General features: G+C 48.6%; 11 protein-coding genes and 3 pseudogenes. 4 read left to right on the forward strand and 10 right to left on the reverse strand.

The annotated features are described in order from the left end of the window. Positions 1-55: 55 nt before the first annotated feature. Positions 56-1,519, reverse strand: a complete 1,464-nt coding sequence (locus K0C01_RS12740; protein WP_255568435.1) for a PAS domain-containing sensor histidine kinase — start codon at positions 1,517-1,519, stop codon at positions 56-58. After that, positions 1,413-2,192: a response regulator gene (locus K0C01_RS05070; RefSeq protein WP_221170944.1), complete on the reverse strand. Its 780-nt coding sequence runs from the start codon at positions 2,190-2,192 to the stop codon at positions 1,413-1,415. The genes K0C01_RS12740 and K0C01_RS05070 overlap by 107 nt, the downstream gene beginning before the upstream one ends. Before the next feature lie 226 nt (positions 2,193-2,418). Here K0C01_RS05070 and K0C01_RS05075 point away from each other — a divergent pair. Together K0C01_RS05075 and K0C01_RS05080 are read left to right on the forward strand one after the other, a co-directional pair. Then, positions 2,419-3,746 (forward strand): annotated as a pseudogene (locus tag K0C01_RS05075) (IS4 family transposase). 195 nt (positions 3,747-3,941) lie between these two features. Continuing rightward, positions 3,942-4,460, forward strand: coding sequence for a hypothetical protein (locus K0C01_RS05080; protein ID WP_221170945.1), 519 nt, complete (start codon positions 3,942-3,944; stop codon positions 4,458-4,460). A gap of 40 nt (positions 4,461-4,500) precedes the next feature. Here the strand turns inward: K0C01_RS05080 and K0C01_RS05085 are convergent, their stop codons facing one another. Continuing rightward, entirely contained in the window at positions 4,501-5,022 is a 522-nt protein-coding gene (locus K0C01_RS05085; protein ID WP_221170946.1) for a 2'-5' RNA ligase family protein, read from the reverse strand. A gap of 751 nt (positions 5,023-5,773) precedes the next feature. Between K0C01_RS05085 and K0C01_RS05090 the strand changes: the two genes are divergently transcribed. Continuing rightward, positions 5,774-6,763, forward strand: coding sequence for a DUF7983 family protein (locus K0C01_RS05090; protein ID WP_221170947.1), 990 nt, complete (start codon positions 5,774-5,776; stop codon positions 6,761-6,763). Between the two features lie 367 nt (positions 6,764-7,130). On the opposite strand, the pseudogene K0C01_RS05095 reads toward K0C01_RS05090, so the two are convergent. The 7 genes and pseudogenes from K0C01_RS05095 to K0C01_RS05125 form a co-directional block, all read right to left on the reverse strand. Further along, positions 7,131-7,687, reverse strand: a pseudogene (locus K0C01_RS05095) (IS1595 family transposase); the annotation flags it as partial. A 3-nt stretch (positions 7,688-7,690) separates the two neighbouring features. Further along, positions 7,691-8,785 (reverse strand): IS630 family transposase, encoded by a 1,095-nt coding sequence (locus tag K0C01_RS05100; RefSeq protein ID WP_221170741.1) that lies wholly within the window; start codon positions 8,783-8,785, stop codon positions 7,691-7,693. 45 nt (positions 8,786-8,830) lie between these two features. Next, positions 8,831-9,163, reverse strand: a pseudogene (locus K0C01_RS05105) (transposase); the annotation flags it as partial. A gap of 24 nt (positions 9,164-9,187) precedes the next feature. Next, entirely contained in the window at positions 9,188-9,847 is a 660-nt protein-coding gene (locus K0C01_RS05110; protein ID WP_221170948.1) for a restriction endonuclease, read from the reverse strand. A 267-nt stretch (positions 9,848-10,114) separates the two neighbouring features. After that, entirely contained in the window at positions 10,115-11,428 is a 1,314-nt protein-coding gene (locus tag K0C01_RS05115; protein WP_221170949.1) for an McrC family protein, read from the reverse strand. After that, positions 11,425-16,215 carry an SRA domain-containing endonuclease gene (locus K0C01_RS05120; protein ID WP_221170950.1) on the reverse strand — a complete coding sequence of 1,597 codons (4,791 nt, stop codon included), beginning with the start codon at positions 16,213-16,215 and terminating at the stop codon, positions 11,425-11,427. The genes K0C01_RS05115 and K0C01_RS05120 overlap by 4 nt, the downstream gene beginning before the upstream one ends. A gap of 462 nt (positions 16,216-16,677) precedes the next feature. After that, positions 16,678-17,199, reverse strand: a complete 522-nt coding sequence (locus K0C01_RS05125; RefSeq protein WP_221170951.1) for a hypothetical protein — start codon at positions 17,197-17,199, stop codon at positions 16,678-16,680. Between the two features lie 348 nt (positions 17,200-17,547). Here K0C01_RS05125 and K0C01_RS05130 point away from each other — a divergent pair, with 348 nt between their 5' ends. Next, complete coding sequence (locus K0C01_RS05130) at positions 17,548-17,889, forward strand: nucleotide pyrophosphohydrolase (protein WP_221170952.1); 342 nt, start codon at positions 17,548-17,550, stop codon at positions 17,887-17,889.

The following is a 17,889-nucleotide window of genomic DNA, read 5'->3' on the forward strand; positions in this document are numbered from 1 at the left end:
GAGGGCGACAATCTTACTGAAATCTTCCAAGAACGGCGTGGAAGATATAGAGGATCTATTCATCAGTTTCGACATTGGTAATTTCGAACCGTGCCCCACCGGCAGAGCTATCGGTCACACGGATCGTCCAGCCGTGTGCGTTAGCTATTTGTTTGACGATATTCAGTCCAAAGCCGAACCCGTCTTCCCCCGTCGAATATCCGATGTCGAATATCTCCTCCCGTTCGTCTTCAGGGATGCCGATCCCATCGTCCTCTACATAGAACCCGTTAGCCAGTTCCCCGACCGTGATTGTCACGTCGTTACCGCCGTGTTTGATCGCGTTACGGATCAGGTTCTCAAGGAGTTGCTGGAGGCGATCCTGATCGGCTTGGACCGTTTGATCAATCTCGATGCGAATCGCCGCATCGGCTGTTTCGATGTTCTGCCAGCATCGTTCGGACAATTCCGCAAGCTCAACCGCTTCTAACTCGATTCCATCATCCCCCTCGCGGGCCAGCGTGAGCAAACTCTGAATGAGATTGTTCATCCGCGTGAGCGCAGATTCAATCGAGACGAGATGCTCGCTGTCGCATTCATCTTTGGCGAGTTCCAACCGTCCTTGTGCAAGGGTCAACGGGTTTCGTAAGTCATGCGAAACCACACTGGCAAACGCATCAAGACGTTCGTTTTGGCGCTGCAGCCGCTGTTCCCGTTGCTTTCGGTCGGTGATTTCGATCCCGATGCCGACCATACGCGTCTCGTCGTCAACGACCTGACCGCGGACATCTAACCAGCGGTACTCACCGTCTTCGGCCTTGATTCGATGTTCGACTCTGTACGGTTCACCGGCCTCGATTGCCTCTTCCATTGCCGTCTTGACCCGTTCGCTATCATCCGGATGCAATCGCTCTTCGAAGGCATCAGTGCAGCCGTCGAATGTCTCCGGGGTGAGCCCCAACAGTTCCAGCAATTCGTCACTCCAATAAAGGTCATCAGTTTCGAGATTCCATTCCCAAACGCCACCATCGGCTTGCTGGAGTGCTAAATCCAATCGGCGCTTCGCCGTTTGCAGTTCCTGTTCCTGATACTTTTGTTCTGTGATATCCTGAATTGCCCCTCGAACAGCGGTTATTTCGCCGGATTCTCGTACTGGTTCACCGCGTGTTCGAACCCAACGATCTTGCCCTTCAGCGGTGACGAAGCGTGACTCTTCCACATAGGGGATCCCGTCAGAAATGCATTGCTCGACAGCTTGTCGGATGGTTTCTTGATCGTCGGGATGATAAAATTCGATTCCATCGTCAATAGTCGGATCGAAGTCTCCATCCGGATCGAGATCGTGGATTCGATATGTTCCGTCAGTCCAACGCTGCTGGCCGGTTTTTGCATCTGCTTCCCACCCTCCAATTTGTGCGAGTTCTTCTACATGGTTATAGCTCGCGGTTTCGCCTGAGTTCCAGTTCCTGCTGTTTTTTATCCGTAATTTCTTTGGAGATGATTGTGAGTCCCTTCTCGGAGGGATAAATATACTCTCGATACCATTTGTCCCACGGTTCAAATGGTTCTTCGATGGTTCGGGGGTCCCCCTCAGCAAGTGCTTCATGATAGTGTTCGTAAAGCGGCGTTTCCTTGGCTTCAGGAAACGCTTCCCAGATATTGCTGTTAAGCAAATCCTTTCGATCTGCTCCGAATAGGTCTTCTGTAGCCTGATTAAGATAGGTAAATTGCCAATCTTCGTCGAGAGCAAATAATGCATCAGACAGACGGTCGATTAGCCTCAGCGGATCGTGCTGCATATCCCGCCGAGATACTCGCAATCGACTTTCGGTGACGGCGCGATCGATCCGATTTGCTAACAGAGTGTATTTTTCCGTCCCTCCTTTTTGTAGATAGTCGGTAACACCAGCAGAGATGGCTTCACTTGCGATGTCTTCGCTTCCTTTGCCGGTAAAAAGAAGAAACGGGAGATCCGGATAGGTTTCGCGAACAGTTTTGAGAAACGCGATCCCGTCCTGCCCGGGCATATCGTAGTCTGAAACGACACAATCGAATTCCTGCTCGGCAAGGCAGGTCAGTCCGTCGTTCGCACTTGTCGCCGTCTCGATGTCAAACCGCTTGTCTTCTCGTTCGAGGAAGGTAGCAGCCATCTCTGCGAAATCCGGCTCATCATCAACATGAAGCACACGGATAGTCTCTTCTTTTGTTTGCATCCTTTGCCACTCCCCATAAATTTCTCATTCAAGCATTATAAACTCGTACCTGATCAACACAACTCGGTCCATCTGTGATGACCGATACGCGCTGTGCATCTTGTATAACAGCAAAAATACTATTTTCATCTGGTGGTTTCCCATTCGTTCTAGTTTAGGCAGCGAACCAGCAGACGTGGCTACGGAAATCGCTGAAGCTACATGAGTAAGGAACCCGGTAGGAGATATGACCTACTCTCCACCGGATTCGGTAGTAGTTGAGCGAATCAAAAGAGCGTTTCCCTCCGATGAATTGCGCGACCGCGGTCGCGCAATGACAGAACGTGACCGGAAATTCGACTTCGTCGCACTGTTCTACACACTCTCGTTTGGATTTGCTGCTGGGTCAGATCGGTCTCTTCAGGCGTTTCTTGAACGCTACGTGGAGATGGCTGACTGTGATTCTCTCTCATATCCCTCCTTCTACGAGTGGTTCTCACCAGCGTTCGTTGCACTCCTTCGAGAGATCCTCGATGACGCTATCGAGGATCTCGACCCCGGCAGAAACGACTTGAGAGGGCGTCTCGAACACTTTCGAGACGTTCTCATCGTTGACGCAACATTCATCTCACTCTACCAAGACGCTAAAGATGTCTACAGAGCAACTGGTGATGACCAAGCTGGGCTGAAGTTACACTTGACCGAGTCGCTTTCGACCGGCCTTCCAACCCGGTTTCGAACCACCGATGGAGCGACCCATGAACGGAGTCAGCTACCCACCGGCGAGTGGGTAGCTGACGCCCTCATCCTGTTCGATCTCGGGTTCTACGATTTCTGGCTGTTCGACCGTATAGACGCCAATGACGGGTGGTTTGTCTCCCGCGTCAAGTCCAATGCTAACCCGAAGGTCGTCGAAGAGTTACGAACATGGCGGGGCAACAGTATCACGCTGGAAGGGAAGTCGCTGAAGGGCGTCCTCGACGACCTTCAGCGACAGGAGATCGACGTTCTCGTGGAATTGGAGTTCGACCGCAAACGTGGTTCTTCAGCCACTGCACACGTCAGTTCAGATTGGTTGGGCTGCTCAACGAAGACGAAGACGAGTACCATCTCTACTTCACGAATCTACCGCGTAACGAGTACTCCGCGCCCGATATCGCGCAACTCTATCGGGCGCGGTGGGAAGTAGAGCTACTGTTCAAAGAGCTGAAATCGCGGTTTGGACTCGATGAGATCAACACGACTAAACCTTACATCATCGAGGCATTGGTGATCATGGCGGCGATTTCGCTGATGATCAGCCGCGAGATTGTCGATGAACTCCACAAGCTGGACGCGAAACGACGTGAGGCCGCGGACGCCGACGAGTCGGCGTCGCGGCTTCCTCCTCGTCGTGGTTCACTGGCGGTTGAGCGACATTCCCATCTGATTCAGTTGTACTTGATGCTTGAGCTGGGCTACGAACTGCCAGATCTGGACGAATTATTGTTGTGGGCGTCGCAGAATCCAAATCCACACAGGGAACGGTTACGCAGAGAGGTTGAATCGGGTGAGTTCGCCTTTGACCGCGACTAAACTAGAACGAATGGGTGGTTTCCTCACCGGTTAATACGCAAGCTCAACAGAACGGCTCTTGCACACTCACCTCACCGAAAACAAGTCATTGTGAACAGTTCTATGACACCCTCGATATTTATATACCCCGCATTTCCAGATAAAGTGATAATCAAGTGTAACAATATTTGTTTGTCCATCTGAATCGTTCATAATATGGCAGGCATCTCAGAAGAACATCTCGAAAAAATTGTGGAGGAACGTGCCTCTGATCTGCGTTGGACGAAGACCGGTTATTTTAAAATGGAAGAATATATGAAACGTATCTCTTCATTGATAAGTCTTATTACGATCGCGACGGCAGGAGGATTGGGTGTTTCTATAGCACAAGGGTTGTTTGAAGGTGTAGGCCAGATCATCATTGCTACTATCGCTGCAAGCACCGGACTGGTTAATCTCGCTTTTAATCCAGGACTCAAATCATATAAATACTACAGCAGCGGAGAGAAGTATAATTCGCTGCTAAAAGAGTATGAAGAGTATTATTATCAGACTCTATTGGACGATTCACAACCCTTCGAAAAAAGACAGGAAAAGTTAAAACAACTAAACGAACGAAAACGCGACATAGACAAGATGACTCCGCCTATACCCGATTTTGTAATGAACCGCATAGGTGAAGACGATCTTGGAGGAACAATGGATTTTACCAAAATTAGAAGTAAGTCAGAATGATGACTAAGGGAAGGTGTTTCGATCTCTGGGGGTTTCCTCACTAGTATTCGTGTAGTGATATCTGATACTGGTCCTCTGTCCAAGTTGTGATTGCCGTTTTATCCTCATTCTGTTGATTGACAGTCTTTTTCAGCTGATCGACCGTCGCCTCCGGTAGACTCTCCGCTGCCTGTTTACTGTCTGCCATTTTGAACAACGTAATATGAGGGGTAACCGGCTGATATACAATATGTCCGCCAGCAGCACGTATGGTTCTGATCAGCGTCTCACGCAGATTCTGAAGATTAACAGACACCTCTAAGCTGATAACAAACGGATCATCTTCAGGATACAAGCCTAACTGGTCAACACAGATTTTTTGACCCGGCAATTCAGCGTTTTCAACCTTCTCTTCGAGCGTATCATACTCTTCACCCGGGATTTCTGCACCCGGTAAGACCGAAATATGTGGATCAGTCTCTTCATCAAATTGCGAAGGAATCCTGTCGACGAGATCTTCTCGAAGGCACCGTATCTTACTCTCAGATTCAGATGAGAGGCGCAGTGCAACCCAAATATTCATTATCTAATATTATTGCAATCGTATGGTTCAACCTTTGCATCGCAGGACCGAATTCGATCGCACTTCTGGAAGAAAAATCATCAACGATGTCTTTCCAACTCGATGATAGGAAACTGCGTAATCACCGTACTGTTCTGGAATATTATAATCGCAAAACAACATAATATGGTTAACCATTATCACATCACTTGGCATCGTTAGGTGTGTTAGTCCCCAATACGTCGGATATCGTCTGACAGTTGTTCGAGTTCTTTTGATAGTGCCTTAGCACGGTCAGCAACCTCTTCAACACGTAGAGGTGCAATAGCAAGTAACGTTTCCGTAAGCTGTTTGTAGATCGTTCTGTGAATTTCTTCAGTGTTACCTTCGTGTGCCTGTTCTCCAAGAGTGACAGCAACAAATCCACTCGCCTCGAGGGCCTTTTTAGCGTCTTTGTTGAGACTTCCAACAACAAGGATGCGTAACTGTGGAACTTTTCGTAGGTTCGTTCATCTGTAGAACCCAGTACTTGCGTCAATAGCCGATTCTGTTTGGAATAATGAGAACCTCTCGCTCATAGAATCACAAAGTGGATTCGCCGAGTATTCGCTTCTACAGATGAGCGTAAAAAGATACGTCGGACGATGCTGTTCATCGGATTCCACCAGACTGCTGAACTTGCCACAACTCCCGCGACAGGTCAGAAACTACACCGTGAAGCACCGGTCTGGTGAACACCACGATTTTTGTGGTCGGTCAACTACACACTCGTATGCCATTCACGACGACATGGCACAACCTCCTTGACAATATCGACGAACTTCCCCCTGACGCCACACTGGTTACGCCACTCTCGAACAAGGCGTTTCAGATCACCGACAACCAGGAACATCGCGTCCTGATACAATACCGCGACGACGATGAAACGATCCCACTCCAGAAAGACCAGTTTGAGACACTGTACCAGCGGATTCAAGATACCCACGGCGAGTTCGAGCTTGATCGGCTCCCGCGGGGTGCAGAACCATATGCGACAGTTCTCTCCCTGCATCCTCGCTTCGAGATCGACGACCGCGAAGCCACGATTACCGAGAGCGAGCAGTCCACAGGCTCGCCACTGGTCAAAGCCCAAGAGACAACCGACGACGCCGACCAGGAACGCGAAGAACCCGACGTGGACGTGTACACTGACGCACTCCTGCTCATCGACGCCCTCGAACGACACGATCTCGCTGCCCTCGAAGACACCGAAACACCCGCACTCGTTAATCTCTACACGCTGCTGTCGGACGTGCAGCGCAATGCCAACGAACTACGCAAAGAGATTCGGAGCCTCCTGCTCGACCGTCTCCATCACGATCAGCCCGTCAGCGGGCAGTTCGGCTCCGTCCAGCGCACCACCCGCCGCAATCGCTCGCTCAAAGACGATGAGCTGGTGCTGGATGCTTTCGAGTCGGCTGGCATCGAGCGCGAACGCCTCACCACCGTCGATGCCGACAAAGTTGATGACGCCCTCGACGTGACCCAACTCTCCGAAACCGACGTGTACGAAATCGACGAACGTGAGTACGTTCGCAAAGCCGACGTTAACGAAGACGAGAAAGAAACCCGCCTCCAGGGACTCAAAGACCAACTCGCCGCCACAGAGGGCGAGGAAGCCGACCAACTCCGCGACGAAATCGACGAACTCGAAGACCAGATCGCAGAACTCACAGAATTCCGTTCCGGGCGCTCATTCCGCGATTCAGAAGCCAGTGGATGAAACGATGCTGACGGTGCTCAGACAATGGCTTACCGGTCAGTACAGGACAAGTAGTGACCGGTGAGGTGTGCTTCTTACCAGATGTTCATCAGAAGTGCCGTCCAAGATGCACAGCGCGAATGTGTCACCAATCTCGGGCAGAGATGAGGCATAGAAAGGCAGTAACAGGTATGAAACCCGCTGAGTGACACCCTTGCCAAATGGGATTACCAGACCTCTCTAAAGGCATGTGCACCTGCGCTGTAGGAATATATGCTCGCCTTATGTTACAAGACGGCCACTCACGTCCATTATGATACATAAGGCTACTATCTTCGGATCTATGAACAGAGCTAAGCGACACATTGGGGAGAAAACTCAACAACGCTCATCTGTAGAAGTCAGTACTTAGGATTTTCTCGAACCAACGGTCTGTGTTGAGTGTGAGGCTGAAGAAGTTCAGATAGCCCTGTAAATGGTGTTTTGAGACGCCTCGGAACCTTCGCAACCAGTTGCGAAGGAAGCTGTGGCGATTCTCACAGCTGTTTGTATGAGCATCACCAACGACGTAGTGTTCGTCGTGATTGATGGCGAGATGGCCATCAATCTCGTCGTACTCGTCGATTCCGTTGTAGATGCTGTACTGATCTGTGCAGAGGATCGCCGGATCGTCTTCATCGCCGTATTCAACGATGTCCTCGTCTACGTCTTCGAGATTCTCACGAACGAGGAACCGAACTCGTCCGTCGGAGCGACGGACGAGTGTCACGACTGGCGGTTTGTCTGACTCGAAGGTTCCGCGTCCCTTTTTTTGAGCCCACGATCACGCGGTTCATCTTGATCGAGACCTTTCTCACCAGCCACGACGTAGACCTCATCAGCTTCGCAAACACCGGTGAGATCAAACTCTGGATCGTCGTCGAGAGCGTCTTGGACTTCATGTAATGACTAAGATAACTTTTGAAAGTCAAGGAACTTCTCACACCACTTCTTTGCGAAGCTGACACGGTTCGTTATTTTCTCGAACGTTCTCTGAACAAGGGTTTTGAATTCACTTTCGTTGTCAACGACAATCGGTGCCATCGTCCACTTGAGATGTTTCCAGACCTGTTCGATTGGGTTGAGGTGCGGTGAGCCTGATGGAATGAAAATCAGGTCGATTCCGAGTTCATGCGCACGCTTGCGCGTGTATTTACATCTATGAGCTCCGTGCTTATCCAAAACGAGCAGAATCCGCTTGCCGGGATTCTGCTCGCGAACCATTTCTAATACACCACAGATTCGTTCCTTCTTTTCGTCTTCAGTGAACTCAACCAAGCTCTCGCCGTTGAGCGCGTAGAATCCAACCGCAGAATCGTGTGTCTTGACTAACTCCCGCTCAATGTGTGGATCGTCTACGTACCAGACACGTCGTGAATTATCGTACGGTTGTGGCTTCGATGCGTCAAAAAATCCGAGGACTGTACCACCATCGGTGCAGATATCATCGTCAACAGTCCATCCTTTCTCGTCTTCTCCCTCACGTTTGTTGTGTGGCTGGTTGCCCTCGTCGAGCGCGTCATCGACGCGCTCTTCGAGGATTTCATCAGGATTCTCTGGTCGATGTGGACGTTTTGGCCGTGGTTTCGCGTATGAGAGACCGAGTTCCCGAAGGAAGGTACCAAGGTAATTTGGACTGTAGGAAACGCCGAATTCCTCCTGGAGAAGATGCTGAATCTCCTGTGATTTCCACGGTTGGCCGTCACGAAGCATCTCGACCAGCTCTTCTTGCTCATCCTCGTCGAGTTTCGGGGGCCGGCCGCCCCCGAAACTCGGCATCAGTCCATCTAAGCCGTCCTCGTTCCAAGCGTCGGCCCAGCGACCACCGGTGGTGGCCGACCGACCTTCTCGGTCGGCGGCCTCCGGGATCGAGTCGCCTTGGTAGAGATTTTTCAAAAATCCAAGCCTGCGGAGGTGGTGATCGTCTTCGGTCTCACGCAGTAATTTATCGATTTCTTCCTCAGTCAAGTGACGCTTAATTTCTTTTCGACGTGAGCGCTCCATTACTCTTCTATCGAGCTTAGCTCACAAAAGTTTTCATACTCATTAGACGAAGTCCAAGACCGTCTTGTATGTTCGGTCAAGTTCTCGAGTTATCTCTGCTGTCTTGTCTTCTTCCATTCCGCGAATGATATGGAACATCTCCGGGAGTGAAAGCCTGTGCTCGGAAAATATAGTCTCGGTAAGATCGTTGAAAATGCTGTCACAGTTGTGACAGCGATAGCGTTGAGCGCCCTTTCTCGTCGTCCCCTTCTTGATCGTGTCCGCACTCTCGCAGTGCGGACACGTCACCTCATCTGGCCATCGTTGCTCACGGAGATACTCCAGACAATCCTCCTTGTCAGGCAGAAAAACCTCGTCCACGCTCTCTCTGCTGACCATCTTGGAGCCAGTTACGAACTCCACTCACAAAGTATTCACTGCTACAGATGAGCGTCGTAGGTTAATCACCCGACCAACTTCCTCATCTACCGTTGGTCGTCCCACTTCAGAATTCCAGTTTTTACAGGATACATAGATTGAAAAGTTTTCCTGTGGATTCTCAGCCCAGACATCAACCTCTGCTTTTGGTCCTTCTCTTGTTGTTCGATAGTCATTCGTTGTTGTCGTGTAGCCGAGCGAATCTAGTACATTCGCCGTGATACTTTCCAATAACTCTCTGGAAGGTTCCCCCGTATAATCAGTACCTATCGACGGTTCTGTCGTTGATCTGTCTGCTTCTGAAGGCTCCGACCCCGACTGTTGAGCTGCAGAGAATGTTTTAACATCGGTGCCATTGCTCGTGATTTTTCGGACATCAAAGACAGCACTGTCGACGTGTTTTGGAAGGCTCTTCCGAAGATACATAGGGATATCTTCAAGTTTTATATACCGATCTGATACGCTTTTTACTTCTAAAGACAGCGGCTCGTCAACGTGTTTCGTTTCATCGTCTTTTGAAACCTGAACAAGGTTAAATTCAATTCTGTATCCCTCAAATGCCTCTCTGCTTATCTCCCTTCCGAGTGGGGTTCTGGCTGAGATCCGTGGTTCCCATCCAGAAAAACTGCCTTTAGCTTGTGCCATAGTTGAACAAGTAACTGTTCATTCAATAAATCTCTACGATTTATTACTTCATATTCGACTTTTCAGCTATTATCAAGACGTAGATTTGTTATGACAGAACAGCTTAGCGATGAACTGAGATATTGATCTGCGCTATAGTGGTGACTGCGCTGAGAAAATCCATCGAGTGGATCCATCACTTTTGATTTACAGGCTGTCGAGGCGAATGCCACGGGGCTTGACCCCGAGGCGGTTCACCATACCTTTGGAACACAAAGTCAACTATGATCATACTTCTGCCAAAAGGTCATCAACGATCTCTTCTGCACTCGATTTGATAGATCCCACATAATCATCGTACCGCTCTGAAATACTATCTGTCTCTTGCACATCTAATGACCTGACGAGTAACGGTCCACGTCGGGCAGCACTTTCTGTATAATCGTATGCTCGTGTCTCTGTCTCAGTCCCATCAGGATAAACAAAAACACCAGGCGTCTCCTCCTGTGCTTGATATACAGCAAGCTGATAGAAGTCGCCCCGGGAAGGACTATCATCTGTCTTCCACTTTGCATCACCAACGGCGACAACGCAATCGTCTGTCGTCCGATCACGGAGCACCAAGTCGGGTTCAAGTGAGCGAGTTTCATCCCCTGATCGTGATTCCGCTAAATCCCCGAGGTCATTTTCAGTAATACGGTATGTCTCTTGATCGATGGTAGACCGAATCGCTCTGACAGTAATCGACTCAAACACATTTGGCATGTTAAATACTAAGGAAGGGAGAGGCTGATCCGGTCGATCAAGGCCTCCAATTAGTTGCTCTTTAAGAATAAGCTCGGCCAGAGCAACGATTCGTCGATAGTGTCGGTCAAGGCGTGTAAGTGTGAGGTCATCAAGAACAGATTCTGAAATTGGTTGCTCAGATACCTGTCGTCGAAGTCGTCCTCGGTGCTGAAGAAGCTTGGATCGAAGATTTGATGGCTGTAACCATGAGCACAAGCAGGATGTCGCCGCCAGAATAACCCGATTAAGTGGTGTATCATGAGTAAGCTCAGCGTATCTACACTCAAATGCAGTTGGCGCTACTCCCTGTCGTTCAAGTTGCTGCTGGATGCGTAACTGTCCACGTAACTGCTTTTCAGTGCGCTCGTGCTGTTGATATTCCTGCTGGAGCCCTCGTTGAAGCACGCGCTCAAGCTCAGTCAAAAACAGTTGAGCCAGAATCTGCTCAAGATCGTCGCCTGGTTCGAACCCTGCATCCTCAGCGTCATAGACAAGATCTTCATCAATGTGGCCAGAATACGCCAACAGATATAATAAATTACAGTCTATTTTCGGCTTGATTGAGAGCGAGTCACCGCTCGGAAGCCCGATAATTCCAACGTAATTTTTGACTTTTACGCGCGCCGTCTGTCCATCGTTGGATATATCGACTTCATCCCACTCCGATCGCAAATACTCGATATCCTCTCGTTCAAGAGAACACGTTGTGGTTTCCGACTCTCGAACATGATGCGTTTCTCCTGGAGTGATGTCCCTACTACTGTCGACCGCAGTAGCTGCTTCTGGTTGCTCGGGGGGATTAGCATGTTGACTCATGAGAACTCGTGATTATCGACAAACGTTGAAAGAGCCTGTTCAAGATCATCTGCATCGACTCGTGCAATCTCATGATTATCCTGATCGAACAGCCGAGAATCAACTTCTGTCTCAGCAGTCATGTCAACTTCAAACACTTCTTTCCGAAGGCGATTGAAGTCACCAAAGTAATACTCCTCAAGCAGTGGAAGGATATCGTGTTGCCAAGCAGCCACCAGTTCCTTCTCAGACTCGATTCCGAGCAGGTATGAATGACCAATCCGCTTGCCCTTGGTTAAGTCACTCTTATCAATGATGTTTTCATTAATTGCCCGCAGTGCTCGAATTGAAAGTGCCAGTAATGGGTAGTAACTCGGTTTATTCGGAGGTACAGCTTGTTCTCGGTCACCGGAAATAACATCTTCAGCGAGATCTTCAATCTCTTGTGCTGAATCGAAGTCATATACCCGAGGGAATACACCGTAGTCGGGAGGAAATGAGAGGAAGCCAAAGCGACGACGTAGAGCTGCATCAATAAGAGCAATCGACCGATCAGCAGTGTTCATGGTGCCAATAATGTAAAGATTCGGTGGGAGAGCTATCGAATCGCCAGAGTGTGCCCACTGCACCGTCACAGCATCATCTTGTCCAAGCCGTTTGTCCATCTCAAGTTGAGTAATCGCTTCGCCAAATATCTGGGAGAGATTCCCCCGATTAATTTCGTCGATGAGAAGAACATATCGTGGCACATCGTCAGGATTGTTCGCCTTCAGATAAGCCGATCGCGCTTCTTGAACAATCTCCTTGAACGTCCCGTCCTTGTAGTTGTACTCAACCTGTCCTTCATCTGTAGCCTCTGCAGTAAGTCCTTCCATGAAATCTTCATACGAAAATGAAGGGTGGAAAGTGACTGTCCGGAATCGAGTTGTCTTTGGTCGATCGGTCTGTTCATGGATCCACCAGTGTGCAAATCGAGTAGCGGTGAACGTTTTTCCGGTCCCCGGTGGTCCAAACAAAACAACCTGACCTGTACGTTCGAGTTCAGTCTCAAGTTCGCGACGGTCCTCGCTTGGAAGTGATTTCGGGGCAGGCAACATAGCGGGCAAATCGTCTGTCCGTGTCACTTCCTGTAGGTTCGGAACCAACTCTTGGAACAAGGGTTGCATAAGATTAGACACATCATGCTGGCTATCAGTCAAACTGGTGTAATCATCAGCGCCTGGTGAAAGCGTAGTGTTGAGTTGGATCTGTTCGACTCCAGGAACGTTCGACCATGAAATACTGTTCTGCATTAGTGCATCGATCTCGTCAACAAGATCGCTGTGTTCCATTGCAAAGAGTGGTTCTTCAAAGTTAATCTGGCTAAGATCACCAGTGGCATGCAATTCATCAAGGGTAATCAAATATGGATACCGAAGCGCCTCGTGCTCGTCATACCACCACCGATCTGACTTCTGATCGTGATCCTTCACAACCGCAACTCCAACAATGCCGCCATTCGAATCAATATCAATTGACTCAAAATTTCGTTCTTCGGAGTCAGCCTGTAAGATGACGACGTCTCCTTGCTTGGTATTGATCCACTCGTCCCGTTGATCAGTTGTCCCATCGGTTCCATCTGGAAGAGGAAGACTACCGCGCCGAAGCACTGTAAGCAGCGTGCTTGGGCTCGCTGTGAACTGCCAAACAGCACAATCTTCCTGCTCTCTGTACTGGTTAATCACTGGGTTGTCTAGTGGCTCTTTTACACCCCCTTCTTCAAGCAGATACTCTCCTGCATCCTCAGAGAGATTGAAAAGATATCCCTGGTTAATACCAGCTTCATTGACCGGATAGTAATGCTCCAAAGCCACATCAGATCGTGCCAGCCGCCTGAATACATCAGCAAACGCAATTGGAGGATTAAATTTTGTCAGTGAAACCTCAACTCGACATGCAGGCCCATCACCAGTAGCAGTAAGCGTCGCAGATTCGGTTACTTCCGAATAGCCAATGATTTCCCCTCCCGCAAAATGGAATACAGTATCGCCTTCCTCAAGTCGGCTGAGATCATGCCCTGGAGCATTGTCTGGCGTTGCCTCAAGATACCCCTGTTCTATCTCGTCAGGGCTGTTTGTCTGATTTACCCAGTAGTATGGTGCAGATGGAACCTCATTGGAACAGGCGTCTGAAGGAGGGAGCTCGAACTGGTGGTCTCCGAAATGCTTTGCAAAGAGATAGTCGGCAGTATCAAACTTGGTCGCCCAGTCTGGAATCGGCTTATCAGAGACTTCTGCAGCTAGTTCAGGCAAGTCGAATAACTCAATTGCCTCCTGAACATACTCAACAAACTCTTGATACGATTCATCTGATTCCGTCTCCGAAACCGGGTAGCCCAGAGCCTTCATTCCAACTTTGGAGCGTTCTGTGAACATGGCGTGTGTGTCTGGCTGATACAGACGGAGTAGTTCGCTCGCCTTCGTCACCCCGACTCCATGTATCTGATCAAGAGTTTCTGGGGACTGATTCTCTGCTGCCGTCTGGATGGCTTCAGCGATCTCCTCAGGGCTGTGACGCTGGAGCATGCCCGCAATAGTTTGCTTAACATTGAGTGGAAGTTGTGTGGACAAGAGCTCATTATCAATAAGGCTCCTGAGCGTCTCCTCACTGGGATTCTGAACAAAATCAGCCATCCTCTCACGCCCGAGCTTCAAGTTGTCCCAATAGTCGGAGGTTGCTGGAGTATCGTCGGAACCTTCAGACTTTTCTGCGGTTTGAACATCAAGAGAGCTCCGAATGATCGCATAATCATCAGCTTCGATCGATGTGATAGGATCCTGAGCTGGACGGATTATGCCAGAACCATCAGCGGCACTCATGAAGCTGATATCCAGTTCTGATCCAACATGGTCTATTTGACCCGTTGCTTCGTGCCAATCGATGATGTTAGCTAGCTTGTAGTTGCCGTCATCTCGCCGCTCACCCTCAAAATTACCGAGCCGACCATACCCGAGAATAGTCCCGTTTTCGTGGATAACTACGTTCCCATCGTTCTCAGCGTCTTCTACCTGTTGCCAGTTGTCTACCTCGGTCTGTTTCATCACAAAGAACTGGTCATCTGTAAACTCAGTTCCCTCATCGCCAGCATTGAGAAGAAAATGATTCTCCGTGTTCGGTTCGCGGAGTTGGCCGTCAAATTCGTTGATAAGCCGTTTTAGGAAGGACTTCTGACCGCCCAGTTCCATCAACACATCGTCGTCAATACGGGTAAAATTCTTTCCCTGACTCGGAAACCAGTCTTCAATTTCGAATCCCTCAATTGCTTCACTAACAATCTCCTCAAACTCTTCTTGTGGGCAATGCAAATCGGCTATCTTACTTTCTGAAAACCAGATATACTCATAATCAGAACTGGTCCAAATCCGATCAGACAGCTCTTTTCGCAAATCAAGAGGCACCTCTTCACCGAGAAGTAAGTCTACTTCCTGAATGTAACGGACCTCACTCGGTTGCCCAGTCCGCATTATGAACCGATCGCCGACCTTCATCTGTTCGAAGAGTTCCACATCCTCTGTTTTGTCTTTCGTTCCCCACGCTGTCACCGTATCTGAATCGAGAAGCTCAAAAATCTCATCCGTATCAAATGAGAGTTCCTGCTGTTCTTGATACTGATCAATCATCTGCTTGAGCTCAGAGCGTTTTGATTCAGAGAAGTAATTTGCTAAACTGCGGGCTACGTGCCGATGGAATGGGTCGTCTTTGTAGCCCCGGGCCATGAACACGGAGGGTGACTGATTAGTGGAGTCATCACTTCTGCTGGATTCTGATGGATCCAGCCGTTTAAAATCGCCACCGTCCGGAATCATAATATCCCCAACAGGGGCGAGTGAGAAACGAATTGCGTCTCGTTCATCACCGTGTGTATCTGGAAGTCGTACCCACTCATGAGAGACATACTCAAATTGGCCCAAATACCTGACCATTCCTTCTCCTTCCTGCCAGAAGAGGTGAAGTTCATCGTCATTGGCCTGGTGATTACGAATCGCTCGATTTCCTCGAATAAACTCCATATCACCTTCCTGTCCTTCACCGGTGTATTTGAACGTCCCATCAGAAAGAAACTCGTCTTCGTATCCGTGATACTCCCCGCTTGAGCCTGCAAAAAGGAAGATCACCGGATAATCGGCAACTGGAGCAATACCGGATTGTCGATTACCGCCGTACTCGTCATGCAGGTCACTCCGAGCATATTGCTTATTCAGCTCAAACGAAACCTTTGCGTCTTCGCTACCCTGTTCTGACGATTTAGTTTCTTGATAGATATCTTCACCCTGTTCGGTGAGCGTGTATTCATTCCCTTCATTAGACTCCTCAATGATACCAAGCATCTGTAACCACTCACGATGCTGAACAGCGACACCAACATTTTCGTCAAAATCACTATTTTCGGCCAAGATTTCATGACACCGTTCATTCGTAAGTGGCCCTCTAGTTGCTGCCTTGATAAGGTTGTCAAATCCAGTAATATTGATCCGGAGTCTCTCAAAGATAATAGTAGAATCACCAGTTTCCAGAAATTCTTGACTGTGTTCTGTTAGTCGGTAGCTGCTGTCAGACTGTTCCAGCAGTTGTATCGATTTGAGAAATCGAAGCCGTCTGTTCACTGCATCCTCAGTTTGTGCATTTGTTGTTTCCAACACCCACTCGACAAGTGACTCCTCAGTTGGGTTGTTCGCGTCGACATGTTCAAATGTTCTCCGCAAGTGATCAAGTCGATCGTCAATTTTTCCAAACCATCGGTCAGCCGTGAGACGTTTGTCATTTTGCATATTAGGTAGTCCTCAGAGGAAATATGAGTATATCTGAACGTTTCAATTTAGAATAATAAAGCCAGAGAGTCTGTTTATAAATTGTGGTTGATATTTGGGCCAACGGAGAATCTGAATTCAGTAAGACGACTTCTCTCGTTTCAGCTCTAGCACGCTGAATCAATTATTTACTGACCATGTCTAATTTGTGGCCTTTGACACCAGATTCAACTTTTGCAGGCGATAAGCCCCCGTCTTCAAGGATCCAGCGAAGGCGGCGAGTAGGCAGGGGTAGTTCACTATCCGATTTTACCCAATCTGGCGAAACACCTATCGGCTGTATTATATTGTCACGGAATGCCGCGCAAGGTATGACACGCGAGTGTTGCACGAAGCGAGAATCAATCTACGAAGGCCGCTAATTTCTCAGTGCAGAAACTTCGTTAAATATCAGCATAGAATAGCTTGGAATGAAAAAAGATGTTAAGATCGAAACCCGCGTATAAATCCATCAACACTACCATACTTTTTCCTAAGTTTTTGTTGTCGAAAAGTTGCAACTCTCGAAAACCCTGGAAAATCGTAATTCGAACTATATCCAAGCTCTTCACGAAGCTTGCCTGCAGTTAGATCTAGAGATTTGCGTTCGGAAAGATGGATTAAGTAATCCCAGGGTTCGGTCGGATGGTCGCTACCAGTTGGATGAAGATAATCGTCCCAAAGAGCCTGTGACAGGTCTGGGTTGTGTTCTGTGGCGGATACCTTAGCAGCACACTCAATTTGATTATCGCTTACGTAGAAAAGAATCCAGTCATTAGGCTGAATTTTGTTCCAATGGTCAATTTTCCCGGAGGTAACACCCCAAAGTCGCGACGCTGCTTTATCACCCAGTTTCGTGTGGTTCTTTACTATATTTTTATCAACCTGGCTATTAACTGTCATCTGAAGATGTTGATAAGGTGTCTCGGTACCCTTACTTGCTGGAGCGATGAACAACTGAGTCATGCTTCCATATGTGAGCGGGATAATGTTAAAGATTGAGGAGACCACCATTGGATACACAGATTTGCTGACGTCTGATCCGGCACCAACCGCTCAGATCAAACAACCTTGTTTTGCTGCACTCATACTCTGTATTTTGCATTGACCAACTTATTAGTTTCCAGACATATACTGCTGTTTTACTGCGTTCAGCAAGAACCTTAATTGCCTAATACTGTCATAGAGTGAGGTAGTCCACGGTACGTCTCTTGTTGAACGGCAAACCTGAATCGCCCACCGCTCGGGGTTTCTCCAGCTTTCGAGTCCGTAAAGATGTCAATACTTATTGATAGAGCACTGTTGGATTCGACAATGGATGAGCTAAACGAAGAAGTCCGAGAGTTCTGTGAAGCACGTAACTGGAAACAGTACCACACGCCAAAAGAACTCGCCATTGGACTGAGTACTGAATCAAATGAATTACTGGAACTGTTCCGTTTCAAGGACCAAGATGATCAAGATGCACTTTTAGCGGACCCGGACACACGCGAGGACGTTGAAGAAGAAATTGCAGATGTGCTGTTTTTCATTCTTCGATTTGCTGACCTATATGATGTCGACCTTGAGAATGCACTCGAATCCAAACTTGAAAAGAACCGGGAGCGGTACCCGAAAGATGAATATCACGGCAGTAACAGAAAATACAATGAATAG

Source organism: Salinarchaeum sp. IM2453, from assembly GCF_019693215.1.
GTDB lineage: Archaea > Halobacteriota > Halobacteria > Halobacteriales > Salinarchaeaceae > IM2453.